Here is a 15,379-nt window from a genome sequence, read left to right on the forward strand (position 1 = left end):
TTTGTTTTCACGCAGTGAGCCAAAGTCCTGGCGGTTTATTACACTTACTGCGTTATCTACAAGGATAGATGTCAGGCAACAGAACAACCCTTTTGATTAACCTCCGTCGAAGCAAGATACCACTATGGATACACCAAAACCGATTAAACGCGCACTGTTAAGTGTGTCAGACAAGACCGGCATTGTTGAGTTCGCCAAAGCTCTTCACGATGCAGGCGTAGAACTGTTGTCTACTGGCGGCACCGCCAAACTGCTGGCCGAACAGGGCCTGCCTGTTATTGAAGTATCAAACTACACCGGTCACCCGGAAATCATGGACGGACGCGTGAAAACCCTTCACCCGAAAATCCACGGTGGTATTTTGGCACGCCGCGGCACCGACGAAGCGGTTATGGCCGAAAACAACATCGGCCCAATCGACCTGGTCGCCGTTAACCTGTATCCGTTTGCGGCTACAGTTGCTAAAGAAGACTGTACGCTGGAAGACGCCATCGAGAATATCGATATCGGCGGTCCGACGATGGTGCGTGCAGCAGCGAAAAACCACAAAGACGTGACCATTGTTGTGAACGCAGGCGATTACGCCCGCGTATTGTCAGAAATGGAAAGCAATGCGGGCTCTCTGACCTACAACACCCGTTTCGACCTGGCGATTAAAGCCTTTGAGCACACTGCTGAGTACGACGGCATGATTGCCAACTACTTCGGTGCACGTCTTGAATCAACCGATTGTGCAGAAGACTGCGGCCACGATCACAGTGAGTTCCCGCGCACTTACAACGTACAAATGACCAAGAAACAAGACCTGCGTTACGGCGAAAACAGCCACCAGTCTGCGGCGTTTTATGTTGAAAACAACGTACAGGAAGCGTCTGTTGCTACGGCCACGCAGTTAAACGGTAAAGAACTGTCGTTCAACAATATTGCTGATACTGACGCCGCTCTCGAGTGCGTAAAAGAGTTCGTGGAACCGGCTTGTGTTATTGTTAAGCACGCCAACCCATGTGGTGTAGCGCTGGGTGAAAACATCCTGGAAGCATACGACCGCGCTTTCAAAACTGACCCAACGTCAGCGTTCGGCGGCATTATCGCGTTTAACCGCGAGCTGGATGCCACGACTGCCCAAGCCATCATTGACCGTCAGTTTGTTGAAGTGATCATAGCCCCAAGCGTGTCTGATCAGGCGGCTGAGATTGTTGCAACTAAGAAAAACGTACGTCTGCTTGCTTGCGGCGACTGGCAAGGTCAGCTGACTGACGGCTACGACTTCAAACGCGTTAATGGCGGCTTGCTGGTGCAAGAGCGCGACTTCGGCATGGTCGACATGGAAGACCTGCAGGTGGTGACGAAAGTTCAGCCTACCGAAGCGCAACTGCGCGATCTGATGTTCTGCTGGAAAGTAGCGAAATACGTGAAATCTAACGCTATTGTGTACTGCAAAGACAGTATGACTATTGGCGTGGGCGCAGGCCAGATGAGCCGCGTTTACTCAGCGAAGATCGCCGGTATTAAAGCCGCAGACGAAGGCCTGGAAGTAGCGGGTTCTGTTATGGCCTCTGACGCTTTCTTCCCATTCCGTGACGGTATTGATGCCGCTGCTGAAGCGGGTATCAAAGCCGTTATCCAGCCGGGCGGCTCAATGCGCGACGACGAAGTGATTGCCGCAGCTGACGAGCACGGCATTGCGATGGTATTTACTGGCATGCGTCATTTCCGCCACTAAGCGATGATTTGCGTTAGCCTGACATCACGAATGTTAATATTCTGTGTTAGGCTAACGGCATAATCACGACAGAAAGGAAATCCCATGCGTAAATCAGCGTTGTTGTTACTAGCGAGTTTGTTATCGTCACCTGTGCTTACCGTGCAGGCTGATGCTGTTGCCGATGCGGCGGCCAGCGAGCACCGCTCCGCCAAGGCTAAACTGCGTGACGAGTATCGTCACCCTCAGCAAACTCTGCGATTCTTTGACGTTCAACCTACGATGACTGTAGTAGAAATCAGCCCGGGCGGCGGTTGGTATACCGACATCCTGGCACCGTTGTTAAAAGACAACGGCAAGCTGGTTGCTGCGCACTTCTTTGTAGACGCCGACAGTCCGGGTTACTACCAGCGTTCGCTGGCTGCGTTCAAAGACAAAATGGCGAACCACGCCCCCTACAGCAACATTGAACTGACTGCTTTTCACCCGGTTAAAGCCTTAACAGTGGCAGAAGCAGGCTCAGCCGATCGCGTGCTGACGTTCAGAAACGTACACAACTGGTATATGGCCGCCAAAGATGACGGCGTGCTGAATGCCATGACCGCATTTTACAACGCATTGAAACCCGGCGGCATGCTGGGCGTGGTGGATCACCGTTTACCGGAAACCGCCAGCGATGACACCATGGAGTCCTCAGGCTACATGAAGCAATCGTACGTAATTAAAATGGCTGAAAAAGCTGGTTTCAAACTGGTCGCCAGCAGCGAAGTAAATGCGAACCCACTTGATACTGCGGCACACCCTCGCGGCGTATGGACATTACCTCCATCACTGCGTTTAGGGGAAGAAAACCAGGCCCACTATCTGGCCATTGGTGAGAGTGACCGCATGACCCTGAAATTTGTTAAACCTGATTAACTAACGGAATCTACTCAATGAAGGTACTTGTGATTGGCGGCGGTGGCCGCGAACATGCGTTAGCCTGGAAAGCGTCTCAATCTGCTGGTGTAACCGATGTCTTTGTGGCACCGGGTAACGCAGGCACAGCCATTGAAGACAAGCTGACTAACGTGGATATCTCTGCCACTGACGTAAGCGCTTTGGTCGCGTTTGCCAAAGACAACCAGATTGATTTAACCATTGTCGGCCCCGAAGCGCCGCTGGTTATTGGTGTGGTTGATGCGTTCCAGGCCGAAGGTCTGACTATCTTTGGCCCTAGCAAAGGCGCAGCGCAGCTGGAAGGCTCAAAAGCGTTTACCAAAGACTTCCTCGCCCGTCACAACATTCCAACTGCTGAGTACCAAAACTTCACCGAGATCGAACCTGCTTTGGCCTACGTTCGTGAAAAAGGTGCGCCGATCGTGGTTAAAGCCGACGGCTTGGCGGCTGGTAAAGGCGTCATCGTGGCGATGACCTTGCAGGAAGCGGAAGACGCTATTCGCGATATGCTGGCTGGCAACGCCTTTGGCGACGCAGGCAGCCGTGTTGTTATTGAAGAGTTCCTGGACGGCGAAGAAGCCTCTTTCATCGTCATGGTAGACGGTAAAGACGTAGCGGCCTTCGCAACCAGTCAGGACCACAAACGTGCCGGCGACGGCGACTCAGGCCCCAACACCGGCGGCATGGGCGCATATTCACCTGCCCCGGTAGTGACGCCTGACATCCACCAGCGCATTATGGATGAAGTGATCAACCCTACTGTTGCCGGTATGGCTGCAGAAGGCTACCCCTATGTCGGCTTCTTGTATGCAGGCCTGATGATCATGGAAGACGGCACGCCTAAGGTAATTGAATACAACTGCCGCTTTGGCGATCCGGAAACACAGCCGATCATGTTGCGTTTACAGTCTGACCTGGTGGCACTGTGCCTGAAAGCCTGTAAAGGCGAATTGGCCGGTACAAATATCGACTTCGACCCACGTGCGTCTGTTGGCGTGGTATTGGCCGCAGGTGGTTACCCGGGTGATTATGCCAAAGGCAAAGTCATCAATGGTCTGGATGATGCCGCCAAACTTGACGGTAAAGTATTCCACGCAGGTACTGCATTAAACGGTGACGACGTTGTAACCAGCGGCGGACGTGTTTTGTGCGCTACTGCATTAGGGAACAGCGTGACCGAAGCCCAACAACAAGCCTATGTGTTAACCAAGGCGATTGACTGGGAAGACGTATACTACCGCAACGATATTGCTTACCGCGCCATTGCCCGCGAAAACAGCTAATCGTACTTAAACGCCAACCCTGCCAATGAGTAGGGTTGGTTGTTTCTATCACTTCTTAATAGCCATATTTGACCAACGTTTTTCACCACCACAGTGACCCGTTTTTTGTTATTTGGAACTTTTAGTTAAGTTGCACAGACTTACTACAGTAATTATATAAAGCATGGATTGGTGCACTCGCAACTGAAGTATCAGCTTTCCTGTATCAGTTAGTCTTTAATCAAGGAATGGTTATGCGATTAAAAACGCTCTTATTCAGTAGCCCCCTACTCTTGTCTTTTTCCAGCGTCGCGGCACAAAACGAAGTGACTTTCGGCATTGGCGATTTACAGGATTACACCTCGCCGTTTATCGGCTTGCAATACAAACGCTACTTCAGTGATGTTCCCACAGAAAATCAGCCACATCTGATTTCGCCCTACCTGAACAAAATCAACAGCGCCTACGGACGCTACTTCACCACCGACATATATGACTTCTACCAGGCTGGCGGCGAATGGTTTATCGACGACAAATGGGTGGTTAACGCGGATTTACGTTACGTTGACTACGACAGGACATCCACGACAACTTACGCAACCGCCGACATCGATGTGGGCTATTTCATTACTCCACAATGGCAGGTAGGTATAGGCAACTATTATCAATACCGGGAAAGCAGACCCGTTTATTACTATGGAGATGACTATGTGTCTGCTCGCACCTATTCCAACAATCAAAATAACCTGAAAGCGTTCGCACGCTACACCAATATTACGAATGGCAGTGGCTGGGATATAGGTACTGAGGTTATCTTTTCTGGTGCGCTAAATACCACATTGGATGTTCGATACTTCTTTAATCCTGGTATCAGTCTTAATTTCACCTACCTGATGGATGAGGATGAATCCAACTACCTTTACGACGACGGTGATATTGCAGAACTCACATTAGATTACTGGTTTACACGCAACTTTTCATTGCAGGTTGGCGCCGGTGCTCGCATAGGCGGGGATGACGACGGCCTGGCAACAGTAACGCTGACAACCAGCTACCGTTTCTAACAACCAATAAGGCAGGTAAGCAAACCAAGGCATATCTGCCAAACAATAGCCTAAACCGGTTCAACAGCCTTCTTGCGGAACCGGTTAACCATATTCCCCGTTAACGCCCATACCATTACGCCAGACCAAGCGATAAGGGAAAAGCCCGCGGGTACACAGGCAAGGAGAATCAATTTAAATTGTTTTCGATTAAACACCAATGCCACTAACGCGGGGAGAAACCACGTCAATAAAACCAATGCTCCCACTACCATTAACAACATGGGGTCGGTGGTCGCAAAAAATTGCGATAGCGCGTCCATTTACCTGTCCTTTAAGCGATACATTCAGGTATACAGTCTTGGTATTGAAGAAAAGATTACAAAAAAAGCGCATTTAATTTTGTATATCGCTGCCTTCGGCAACTCCTGTAAAGATCGTTTCTGACTATTTCAAACCTTAATGCAAATCAAGGTTTGCATGTTGATGTCTTGCCTTCACGCTACTTCGAGAGCTAAGGTAGTCATTCAAACAGGAAGTACTATGACTCAATACTCACCGACGGCACGCCTATACCACATACTGGAGCCCGCCCCAAAAGGCGATACGCCCAGTCGCGTGTTCGACCTGCTGTTGATAGCGCTAATTCTGCTGAATGCATTTGCAGTGATGATGTCTACGGTGCACAGCTTTCATCAGCAATGGGCCGAGCCCTTGTATTGGTTTGAAGTGTTCTCGGTTGGGGTATTTACCCTGGAATATGTATGCCGGGTGTGGAGCTGTGTGCATGCGCCACACACCAAAGTGTACCGGCAGGCTCCCTACACCGAGCCGTGGCAACAACGGCTGCGCTACCTGTTTACCCCGATGGCGCTAATCGATTTACTTGCCATTTTGCCATTCTACCTGGGTATGTTCTTTGTCATTGATTTGCGGATTTTACGACTGCTGCGTTTAACCCGTTTAATTAAACTGGGCCGTTATTCCCGGTCAGTAAACCTGTTGCTTACCGTTATTCGCAAAGAGGCCCGGGTATTATTCGCAGCAGTATCCGTGCTGATCATTGTGATGGTCCTGTCTGCTACCGGAATGTATTACATTGAACAGCACGCACAACCCAATGCATTTGGTAGCATCCCTGCTGCACTGTGGTGGGCCATCAACACGCTGACCACGGTAGGTTACGGTGATGTGACGCCCATCACGCCGCTGGGCAAACTATTTTCTGGCATTATTACTATTTTAGGTGTCGGTATCTTTGCACTTCCGGCCGGTATTTTAGCCGCCAGGTTGTCAGAACTTAGCCGGGTGCGCAGAGATACTTTCCGCAAACACGTACTGGAAGTCATGGAAGATGGCAGCCTGTCGCCGCACGAGTTGGGCCGTTTAAATCAGCTGCGCGAAGCACTGGATTTAGACGATGAACAGGCCAACCTGCTCATTGATCTGGCGGTGGAAAACACCCGTCAAACCGGGGGAGCGCAGGGCGTAAACTTCTGCCCCCACTGTGGTAAGTCCCTTGTTTCACACCAGACACCAAAAAAGGATGACGCTTGATTATTCTGCTCGCACAGCATATAACTAGGGTCTGGTTTTCTCGCGCTGAGACAGCACTCCCTGGTTAGCAACCCGGTTGCAGTGTGTCCACTTAACAAAGAATTGTCATGTCGGTTAAACATCCCATTATAGCGATAACAGGTTCTTCCGGTGCGGGTACGACTACCACCACCAATGCCATTCGCCACATTTTTCGCAATTTAAACATTGATGCCGCCTACGTAGGCGGAGACAGCTTTCACCGCTTCACCCGCCCTGAAATGGAAGTTGAAATTCGCAAAGCTCAGGAGCAGGGCCGGCACATTAGCTACTTTGGCCCGAAAGCAAACGACTTTGCATTACTGGAAACCCTGTTCCAGCAATACGGTGACGACGGTAGTGGCAAGTTTCGACAATACCTGCACACCTTCGACGATGCGGTCCCGTTTAACCAAATGCCAGGCACGTTTACGCCCTGGCAGGAATTACCGGCCAACACCGATTTATTGTTCTACGAAGGGCTGCACGGCGGGGTAAAAACCGAAGATATTGATGTAGCCAAACACGTGGACCTGCTGGTTGGCATGGTACCCATCGTAAACCTGGAGTGGATTCAGAAGATTGTACGGGACACCACCGACCGCGGGCATTCACGCGAAGCCGTAATGAGCAGCATTGTGCGAGGTCTGGACGACTACTTCCATTACATCACACCGCAGTTTTCTCGTACTCACGTGAATTTCCAGCGCGTACCTACCGTTGACACATCGAACCCATTCAGCGCGCGGGAAATCCCAACGCAAGACGAAAGCTTTGTGGTAGTTCGTTTTCGCCGCGAAATGAAAAACGTCAACTTCCCGTATTTACTGCAAATGATCGACGGCTCGTTCATGTCGCGGATTAATACGCTGGTTGTGCCGGGTGGCAAAATGGGTCTGGCTATGGAGTTAATATTAACCCCGTTAATCGAAGATCTCATGAAGCGTAAGCAGAAGCGTGGCTATCAAATGGACTGGGTTCAGTAACAGTTCAAACATATATTTAACACGCTGATTACATTGGCTTTCTTTAGTATTAAGACCAAGGTCGTGCATTCGTTAAATGAATAGCTGATATACCTCAAAACACGTCCGGTTGGGCGTGTTTTCACTTTACTCAACACACCACAACCCTACAATATCGCCACTGTTATTGTGGTGAAATCGTTATGCTCGATACTGTCCTCATTCTCCTCGCCGCCCTGGCTCTGCTAGGCGTTATGTTCGAAGAAGTTTTACACGTCAACAAAGCCAAAATTACGCTGTTTTTTGGCACCCTTGCCTGGATGCTGCTGTTTATGTCGTCCTCTGGCCCCGAGCAAACTGAACACATTAACGAAGGGCTGCTGCATAACATTACGGAAATCTCAACGCTCTGGCTGTTCCTGGTAGCGGCCATGACGTTTGTGGCCTACCTCAACCGCAAAGGCTTGATTGCCAACATGCTCAATTTGGTGATGCCATCGCAAATATCACTCAAAAAGCTGATGTTTATCACTGCGCTGTTCAGCTTTTGCTTCTCGTCTCTGGCCGACAACATAACTGCTACCCTGGTATCAATTGCCATGGTGCTGTCTCTGGGCTTACCGCTCAATCAAACACTGCGTTTTGCCGTACTGGTGGTTTTTTCGGTTAATTCCGGCGGGGTTTCGCTGATCACCGGCGATGTCACCACGCTGATGATATTTATGCAGCACAAGGTCACTATTACTCAACTGTTCTGGTTACTCGTCCCGTCGTTTTTGGCAGTCATGCTGCTGGCCACCTTGTTGAGTACCGGCATGAGCGGTGTGGTTAAAATTCGTAAAACGCAGCACGACACCAGCCGTATCGACTATGTGATTGCCGGTATTTTCCTGGCCACAATCCTGTTCACCCTAATCCTGAACGTCTTGTTTTCTATTCCCCCTATGCTGAGTTTTCTGGCTGGCATGGCCATTATGTTTCTGGTGGCGAATTCACTGGGCGATGACGACGACCAGGACCCGATCCTGGACTATATTCGCTACATCGAGTTCGACACCCTGCTGTTCTTCCTGGGGGTGTTATTACTGGTAGGTATGCTGGAGCACATCGAAGCATTACATTCCTTGCTTTATCTTTACGAGATGTTTCCGCCTACGGTGGCCAACTACATCATGGGCGCATTGTCAGCGTTGATAGACAACGTGCCGCTGACCGCCGCATTGCTGAAAGCCAATATCACCATGACCGTGAGCGAATGGATGCTGCTGACCTATGCTGTAGGTGTGGGCGGTTCCCTGCTGATCATCGGCTCAGCAGCAGGTATTGTTGCCATGAGCAAAGTACAGGGCTTGAGCTTCGCGCGTTATGGCAAGTACTTTGTACTGCTACTGGTTGCTTACTCTCTGGGTTACGCCCTGGTGTACGGGGTGGCCACTTATATTATGCCGGTTGCCTGACACGCTTTGTAACAATCCACATTTCGCTGAAACATCTGGGCACTTTTGTCTTGCTGCACTTAGGGTTATAGTTGCAACGAGTACATTAGTAATTGGGGCCGGCAATGGGTCAGGAAACATCAAAAATATTGGTTGTCGACGACGACATGCGCTTGCGCAGTCTGTTGGAACGCTATTTGGTAGAACAGGGATTTCAGGTTCGCAGTGCCGCCAACTCTGAACAGATGGACCGTCTGTTAGAGCGCGAGAACTTTCACCTGATGGTTCTGGATCTCATGTTACCGGGTGAAGACGGCTTATCCATATGCCGACGCCTGCGACAGGCCGAAAGTAAGATGCCCATTATTATGCTGACCGCCAAGGGCGACGAGGTAGACCGAATCATTGGTCTTGAAATGGGCGCCGATGACTACCTGCCAAAACCTTTTAACCCCCGTGAATTGTTAGCCAGAGCACGTGCAGTGCTGCGTCGCCAAACCATTGAGGCACCCGGCGCGCCCTCGCTGGAAGAACAGATCGTGGAGTTTGGCGAATACCGCCTGAATCTGGCCACCCGTGAAATGACCGCCGATGGCAAACCGCTGTCGCTGACCAGTGGCGAGTTTGCTGTACTGAAATCGCTGGTTACTCACCCACGCGAACCCTTGTCGCGCGACAAACTCATGAACCTCGCGCGTGGCCGTGATTACAGTGCGCTGGAGCGCAGCATCGACGTGCAGGTTTCGCGCCTGCGCCGCATGTTAGAGAAAGACCCTGCCAGCCCACGGTATATTCAGACCGTTTGGGGTCTGGGCTATGTGTTCGTGCCTGATGGCGAAGCGGTATAAGTTACCTACCCAGTGAGACTACTTCCTAAAAGTGCCTTCGGGCAAACGGTGATGTTGATTGGCGTACTATTGCTAATCAACCAGGTAGTCTCGTATCTGTCGGTTACCCTGTATTTTATTCGCCCCAGCTATGAGCAAATCAACAGCCTGATAGCAACCCAGGCAGCGACGCTAAAAACCCAGCGTGCACTGGTGACCGACCCGGGCTACATCGACAAGCTCAGTGCCAACACGGGCATTGAGTTTTTCAGCTTTCAGCAAGCGCAAACAGAAGAACTGGGGCAGGCCACCTTCTACAAATTTATGTCTGATCAGGTAAGTCAGCAACTGGGTGAAAAAGCCGAAGTGCGCATCAGTACGCCGTTACTTACCGAACAGGACACCCCTTATTATGTATGGCTGAATATAGAAAGCCTGCCGGACATGTGGATCCGCATGCCAGTGTACGGACTCAGCGACGCCAATATCTTCCCACTTACTTTGTATTTGCTGCTTATTGGTATTCTGAGTGTGGGTGGCGGCTGGCTATTTGTACTGCGGCTGAACCGCCCGTTAAGTGCCTTACAACGCGCCGCAATGAAGGTTGGTCGCGGGCAGTTCCCACCGCCTCTGCCTGAAGAAGGCAGCAGCGAGATGATCGAAGTAACCCGCGCGTTTAACCGCATGAACCAGGGCATTAAACAGCTTGAGCACGACCGTATGGTAATGACCGCGGGTATTTCCCACGACCTGCGTACGCCGCTTACCCGTATTCGCCTGGCAACTGAAATGCTGCCAGACGATCAGGACTGGATAAAAGAAGGCATTGTCAGCGACATCGAAGACATGAACGCCATCATCGACCAGTTTATTGAGTATGCCCGTCAGGAGCAGCAGGAAAAACAAGAAGTCCTTAACCTGAACGCCCTGATCAACGAACTGGTACACAATCGTCAGGCCAATGCGTCCAGTCAGGCTGATGGTCAGGAAGCCAAACATATTCACACCGAGCTAAACCCATTGCCGCCCATTCCGCTGCGCAAAGTCGCGGTTAAACGGGTGATGGAAAACCTCATTGAAAACGCGTTCCGCTACGGCAGCAATAAAATTGAAGTCACCAGCTATTACGAAGAAAAGCACCATCGTGTGGTATGTGCGATCCGTGACTTTGGCCCGGGCATTCCGGAAGACTGTCTGGAATCCATGTTTCGGCCGTTTTCTCAGGGCGACACCGCCCGAGGTTCAGGTGGCTCAGGGCTCGGCCTGGCAATTACCAAACGCATCATTGAAATGCACGGCGGGCAAATCAGCTTAAGAAATCACCCCCACGGCGGACTCATTGCTGAATTCTGGCTGCCCAGTGAAGGGTTGTAGAGCGCGACTCTGGCACTCCTGAATTTTCCCATTCCGTCATCCCTGAACATTCCCATTTCGTCGTCCCTGAATCGCGAAGCGATAGCAGGGATACCGCTCTTTTACCTACATAAAACCGCGCAAGCCGTGTTACTGTGACGATGTTAATTAAAGTGCTTTGCATAGAGGCAGGGATGGGAGCAAACCTAAACATGAATCAACAACAATACACCTCAGGATTAGGAAAACAGTCAGTAGTACCACCGGAAGTGAAAGGCTGGAACTGGGGCGCATTTTTACTTAACTGGATTTGGGGCATTGGCAATAGCACTTACATAGCGCTGTTAATGTTCGTGCCCCTGGTCAATATTTTTATGTTTTTCATACTCGGCGCCAAAGGCAATGAATGGGCTTGGAAAAACAGAACATGGCGCGATGTAGAACACTTTAAACAAACACAAAAATCATGGCGAAACGCTGGATTTATTCTCTGGCTCGTTGTTTTCCCTCTGTTCTTCACGCTGATTGGCAACATGCTGAAAGGTGATGCTTTCGAGCAATCTTTGACGGCAATATCGCAACATGCTGACGTTGTTGACGTGATCGGCGAACCGATTGAAGCAGGCTACTTTGTTACGGGGAGCATTCGAACATCAGGATCAAATGGAGAAGCCTATTTGCAATATTCCCTATCCGGCCCCAAAGGTGAGGCTGAAGCGTACGTCCAGGCATATAAAGACATGGATGTGTGGGTATTACATAACGTTATCGTGCACTGGCCTGAGTCAGACACCAGGATTCAGGTTGTGACACCGGTAGAATAAATAAAAAAGCCCGTTTACTCGCGCAAACGGGCTAATTTATCACTTTGAGGACGTGATAAAAATCGGTAAGCCTATGGCTTAGTTACCCGGACCTGCCTGCTTAATAGCATCAGACACATCGTAACGTTCAAAGTTGTCCTGGAAGTCTGTTACCAGCTTAGCAACATACTCTTCGTAGGCCGCTTTATCTTCCCAGGTCTCTTTGGGTACCAGTAGCTTGCTGTCTACACCAGGCACAGCTACCGGCACGTCAAGGTTCAGACCGTCAATGTGCGTTGTTTCAACATTCGCCAGATCGCCATTCACAATCGCGTCGATGACCGCACGGGTAGTAGGAATATCGAAGCGCTTGCCCGTACCGTATGGACCACCGGTCCAACCCGTGTTAACCAGGTACACCTTGGCGTTGAATTCCTTCACACGTTTAATTAACAGCTCTGCGTATACGCCTGCCGGACGCGGGAAGAAGGGTGCGCCGAAACAGGTAGAGAACGTGGACTCAATGTCTGACGTTGAACCAATCTCCGTTGAACCGACCTTGGCCGTGTAACCGCTCAGGAAGTGATACGCTGCAGCTTCTTCGGTTAACACTGATACCGGCGGCAATACGCCTGATACGTCACAGGTTAAAAACACCACTGAACGCGGCTCGCCAGCCATGTTTTCCACTACACGTTTTTCAACGTGATCAAGCGGGTAGGCCGCACGTGAATTTTGTGTCAGAGATACATCAGCGTAATCAGGCGTGCGGGCGTCGTCTAACACCACGTTTTCCAGAATGGTGCCAAACTTGATGGCATCCCAAATCACTGGCTCGTTCTTTTGCGACAGGTCAATACATTTTGCGTAGCACCCGCCTTCGAAATTAAAGACTGATCCCGGCGCCCAGCCGTGCTCATCATCACCGATCAGGAAGCGCTTAGGATCCGCTGACAGTGTTGTTTTACCTGTGCCTGACAACCCGAAGAACAAGGTTACATCACCTTCAGCACCCACGTTTGCAGAGCAGTGCATCGGCAATACTTCTTTGGCAGGTAGCAGGAAGTTTTGTACAGAGAACATGGCTTTTTTCATTTCACCGGCATATCGCATACCGGCAATCAGTACCTTGCGCTCTGCGAAGTTAATGATCACAGTACCGTCACTGTTTGTGCCATCGCGCTCAGGCTCACACACAAAGCCGGGAACGTTGAGTACTTGCCACACCGGCTTGTTCTCGCTGTTCCAGTGGTCCGGCGTAATAAACATGTTTTTGGCGAAGATATGCTGCCACGCTGTTTGTGTACGCACGACAATAGGTAACGCATGCTCAGGGTCCGCACCAACCTGTAACTGAGAGCTGTAATATTCTTCCAGCCCCATAAGGTGTGCTTCCACACGTTTCCACAACGCATCAAACTTGCCGGCATCGAACGGGCGATTTACCTTGCCCCAGTCGATATCCTGCTCTGTTGTCGGCTCTTTCACAATAAACCGATCAAGCGGCGAACGCCCTGTTCGCTTGCCTGTCTCTACAACCAACGCACCATTTGCGGCTAGCTGCCCTTCACCCTTACTCAGCGCATGCTCTACGAGCACCGCTGCCGATAAATTTGCCCATTCCTTTGCTGCTGATTGAATCGCTGCTGCCGCGGTCATATCACTTCACCCTCAAAACTGTAAACTTTCACCCAGACTTTCAGAATTTACTAAAAGCCCAACCATTGTATAGCAATAAAGGCATTCAACAACATCAAACTGAACAATACTGGGTATTAATTTTGTGCAATTTTCATAATTTTTCTGAAAGTCACTACAAAAAACACCCTCAATTTTGCCGTACCAGGGTCTGTTCAGGCTGGAATTACAAAGCCTGAATATGGTGTAAAGCACCACTAACACCATGTAAAGCATCCTCTACAGGCTACGTATTTACTCTATATTATTTGGAAAAAGGGATATTGACGCAGGTCAAGGGGAGCGGCAAGCACAACGCTCAGAGAGGTTGTGCTGCCTTTGAAGAACTTATTGTGGGGTAGATGAACCGTCGTTGTAACCAGTCTGTAATGCTTCAATATCGATTTCATCAAAGCGATATTCGGTGTGGCAATACTGACAGTTCATGGCAATCGCACCTTCTTCCCTGATGATATCCAGTAATTCCTGCTTATCCAGGTTTCTCAGGGCTTCGGCACTGCGTTGACGAGAGCATGTACAGGCAAACGATACAGGTTTTGGTGTGTAAAGCTGTACTTCCTGTTCGTGGTACAAGCGATACAGCACGTCTTCTGCGGGTAATGAGAACAACTCTTCTGCTGTCATGGTTTCGGTTAGCGCGCACAAGTGCTCAAATTCGCTGTCACTGGTTACTTTGGTAGATTCAGCTGACTGCGGAACCACCTGCAGGAACATACCCGATGCTTTTGGCAGTGTATTGTCTGAAAAGTCGGTATGAATGAACACGCGGGTGGCCAACTGTTCTGAGCGCTCGAAGTAGTCTTCCAGACAACCGGCCAGCGATCCTTTGTCCAGCGCCACGACGCCCTGATAACGCTCACCCTCTTCGGGCGTAATTGTGATCACCAGTACCGCGTTTTCAACCAACTCACTAAAAGTGGCTTCAGACAAATCCGCCTCTTCATCCCAACGTGCCACGCCGCGCAGCTGCTGCTCGTGTGTTGCATTAATAACGGCGTAGCGCACTTTGCCCTGACTCTGAATTTGTAAGCCAACTTCGCCTTCAAACTTTAACGTAGCGGTCAGTAAACTCGTGGCTGCAGCCATTTCAGCTAACAGTTGCTGAATTGGCTGGGGGTAGTCCGTGCTGTGAACGATAGGCTTCAGTGCGTCCTGAAGTCGCACCAACTCGCCACGCACACTGGCTTTTTCAAATAAATAACGATGTAGTTGATCAAACTGATTCATCTCAATTCCTGTCCGGGCATTCGCCCTATTGATGCTTAAACTTAATTAATTCGCGACGCTGTTTTTTATCGGGGCGGTTTTCCGGCTTCGGACTGTGGAAGGTCTGCATCTTTCTGGCCAGCTGATTTTGCTCGCGTTTAGCCACGCTATCGGCCGTTTCCTGATACATCAGTTCAGCCAGTTTCGCTGGCTGACGCTTCTCTTCAATCCCAGTGACTTCCACTTCTTTTACGTCCCAGCCGGCAGGTACTTTAATCAGCGCACCTAACTCTACAATTTTACCCGGCTTACTCTTTTGTCCATTATAGTGAACTTTTCCGGCCTGAATCAGGTCTCTAGCCAGAGCACGTGTTTTTGTAAGACGCGCCGCCCAGATCCATTTGTCCAGTCGTACTTTTAAGGCTGCATTGTTGTCGTTTACCATGGGCATTTTACATACAAAATTGTCATATTTATTTAACCTGCCTGCATTAAGGTTGTTGCCCCCGCTCAGACTAGGCTATGATGTGACTGTTATATAGCGGCTTATGTTCCACCAATTTGTTGTTT

Annotated in this window: 14 protein-coding genes; 10 read left to right on the forward strand and 4 right to left on the reverse strand. The window is 50.1% G+C overall.

The window, feature by feature from the left end; all coding sequences use genetic code 11:
- The first annotated feature begins 124 nt into the window (after positions 1 to 124).
- From purH to BUB81_RS02930, 4 genes are all read left to right on the forward strand, one after another.
- Positions 125 to 1,723 carry a bifunctional phosphoribosylaminoimidazolecarboxamide formyltransferase/IMP cyclohydrolase gene (purH, locus tag BUB81_RS02915; RefSeq protein WP_073317900.1) on the forward strand — a complete coding sequence of 533 codons (1,599 nt, stop codon included), beginning with the start codon at positions 125 to 127 and terminating at the stop codon, positions 1,721 to 1,723.
- Positions 1,724 to 1,807: 84 nt separating this feature from the next.
- Entirely contained in the window at positions 1,808 to 2,620 is an 813-nt protein-coding gene (locus BUB81_RS02920; RefSeq protein WP_073317903.1) for a class I SAM-dependent methyltransferase, read from the forward strand.
- A gap of 17 nt (positions 2,621 to 2,637) precedes the next feature.
- Positions 2,638 to 3,924 (forward strand): phosphoribosylamine--glycine ligase, encoded by a 1,287-nt coding sequence (purD, locus tag BUB81_RS02925; RefSeq protein WP_073317906.1) that lies wholly within the window; start codon positions 2,638 to 2,640, stop codon positions 3,922 to 3,924.
- A 233-nt stretch (positions 3,925 to 4,157) separates the two neighbouring features.
- On the forward strand, positions 4,158 to 4,967 hold the full coding sequence (locus BUB81_RS02930) for a putative porin (RefSeq protein ID WP_073317909.1): 810 nt from the start codon (positions 4,158 to 4,160) through the stop codon (positions 4,965 to 4,967).
- Positions 4,968 to 5,017: 50 nt separating this feature from the next.
- Here BUB81_RS02930 and BUB81_RS02935 read toward each other — a convergent pair whose 3' ends face one another.
- Entirely contained in the window at positions 5,018 to 5,269 is a 252-nt protein-coding gene (locus BUB81_RS02935) for a superinfection immunity protein (protein ID WP_073317912.1), read from the reverse strand.
- Positions 5,270 to 5,489: 220 nt separating this feature from the next.
- On the opposite strand from BUB81_RS02935, the gene BUB81_RS02940 reads away from it, so the two are divergent.
- From BUB81_RS02940 to BUB81_RS02965, 6 genes are all read left to right on the forward strand, one after another.
- On the forward strand, positions 5,490 to 6,503 hold the full coding sequence (locus BUB81_RS02940) for a potassium channel family protein (RefSeq protein ID WP_073317915.1): 1,014 nt from the start codon (positions 5,490 to 5,492) through the stop codon (positions 6,501 to 6,503).
- Positions 6,504 to 6,610: 107 nt separating this feature from the next.
- Positions 6,611 to 7,507 (forward strand): phosphoribulokinase, encoded by an 897-nt coding sequence (locus tag BUB81_RS02945; RefSeq protein ID WP_073317918.1) that lies wholly within the window; start codon positions 6,611 to 6,613, stop codon positions 7,505 to 7,507.
- Positions 7,508 to 7,689: 182 nt separating this feature from the next.
- Positions 7,690 to 8,943 (forward strand): ArsB/NhaD family transporter, encoded by a 1,254-nt coding sequence (locus tag BUB81_RS02950; protein ID WP_073317921.1) that lies wholly within the window; start codon positions 7,690 to 7,692, stop codon positions 8,941 to 8,943.
- A gap of 104 nt (positions 8,944 to 9,047) precedes the next feature.
- Positions 9,048 to 9,770 carry an osmolarity response regulator transcription factor OmpR gene (ompR, locus tag BUB81_RS02955; protein WP_073317924.1) on the forward strand — a complete coding sequence of 241 codons (723 nt, stop codon included), beginning with the start codon at positions 9,048 to 9,050 and terminating at the stop codon, positions 9,768 to 9,770.
- Positions 9,771 to 9,782: 12 nt separating this feature from the next.
- A complete protein-coding gene (envZ, locus tag BUB81_RS02960; RefSeq protein WP_073317927.1) occupies positions 9,783 to 11,123 on the forward strand; it encodes a two-component system sensor histidine kinase EnvZ in 1,341 nt (446 codons plus the stop codon).
- A 191-nt stretch (positions 11,124 to 11,314) separates the two neighbouring features.
- Positions 11,315 to 11,926, forward strand: coding sequence for a cytochrome c oxidase assembly factor Coa1 family protein (locus BUB81_RS02965; RefSeq protein WP_073317930.1), 612 nt, complete (start codon positions 11,315 to 11,317; stop codon positions 11,924 to 11,926).
- Positions 11,927 to 12,004: 78 nt separating this feature from the next.
- Here BUB81_RS02965 and BUB81_RS02970 read toward each other — a convergent pair whose 3' ends face one another.
- The 3 genes from BUB81_RS02970 to hslR form a co-directional block, all read right to left on the reverse strand.
- Positions 12,005 to 13,564 (reverse strand): phosphoenolpyruvate carboxykinase, encoded by a 1,560-nt coding sequence (locus BUB81_RS02970; RefSeq protein WP_175555760.1) that lies wholly within the window; start codon positions 13,562 to 13,564, stop codon positions 12,005 to 12,007.
- Between the two features lie 366 nt (positions 13,565 to 13,930).
- Positions 13,931 to 14,830, reverse strand: a complete 900-nt coding sequence (gene hslO / locus BUB81_RS02980; RefSeq protein WP_073317936.1) for an Hsp33 family molecular chaperone HslO — start codon at positions 14,828 to 14,830, stop codon at positions 13,931 to 13,933.
- 25 nt (positions 14,831 to 14,855) lie between these two features.
- Entirely contained in the window at positions 14,856 to 15,260 is a 405-nt protein-coding gene (gene hslR / locus BUB81_RS02985; protein WP_073317940.1) for a ribosome-associated heat shock protein Hsp15, read from the reverse strand.
- Between the last annotated feature and the right edge of the window lie 119 nt (positions 15,261 to 15,379).

This window comes from Marisediminitalea aggregata, from assembly GCF_900129565.1.
GTDB lineage: Bacteria > Pseudomonadota > Gammaproteobacteria > Enterobacterales > Alteromonadaceae > Alteromonas > Alteromonas aggregata.

Excerpts from the sequence above, each read along its gene's own strand:
- purH (WP_073317900.1), top strand. The coding sequence starts at position 125 with ATGGATACACCAAAACCGATTAAACGCGCACTGTTAAGTGTGTCAGAC.
- BUB81_RS02920 (WP_073317903.1), top strand. The coding sequence starts at position 1,808 with ATGCGTAAATCAGCGTTGTTGTTACTAGCGAGTTTGTTATCGTCACCT.
- purD (WP_073317906.1), top strand. The coding sequence starts at position 2,638 with ATGAAGGTACTTGTGATTGGCGGCGGTGGCCGCGAACATGCGTTAGCC.
- BUB81_RS02930 (WP_073317909.1), top strand. The coding sequence starts at position 4,158 with ATGCGATTAAAAACGCTCTTATTCAGTAGCCCCCTACTCTTGTCTTTT.
- BUB81_RS02935 (WP_073317912.1), bottom strand. The coding sequence starts at position 5,269 with ATGGACGCGCTATCGCAATTTTTTGCGACCACCGACCCCATGTTGTTA.
- BUB81_RS02940 (WP_073317915.1), top strand. The coding sequence starts at position 5,490 with ATGACTCAATACTCACCGACGGCACGCCTATACCACATACTGGAGCCC.
- BUB81_RS02945 (WP_073317918.1), top strand. The coding sequence starts at position 6,611 with ATGTCGGTTAAACATCCCATTATAGCGATAACAGGTTCTTCCGGTGCG.
- BUB81_RS02950 (WP_073317921.1), top strand. The coding sequence starts at position 7,690 with ATGCTCGATACTGTCCTCATTCTCCTCGCCGCCCTGGCTCTGCTAGGC.
- ompR (WP_073317924.1), top strand. The coding sequence starts at position 9,048 with ATGGGTCAGGAAACATCAAAAATATTGGTTGTCGACGACGACATGCGC.
- BUB81_RS02965 (WP_073317930.1), top strand. The coding sequence starts at position 11,315 with ATGAATCAACAACAATACACCTCAGGATTAGGAAAACAGTCAGTAGTA.
- BUB81_RS02970 (WP_175555760.1), bottom strand. The coding sequence starts at position 13,564 with ATGACCGCGGCAGCAGCGATTCAATCAGCAGCAAAGGAATGGGCAAAT.
- hslO (WP_073317936.1), bottom strand. The coding sequence starts at position 14,830 with ATGAATCAGTTTGATCAACTACATCGTTATTTATTTGAAAAAGCCAGT.
- hslR (WP_073317940.1), bottom strand. The coding sequence starts at position 15,260 with ATGCCCATGGTAAACGACAACAATGCAGCCTTAAAAGTACGACTGGAC.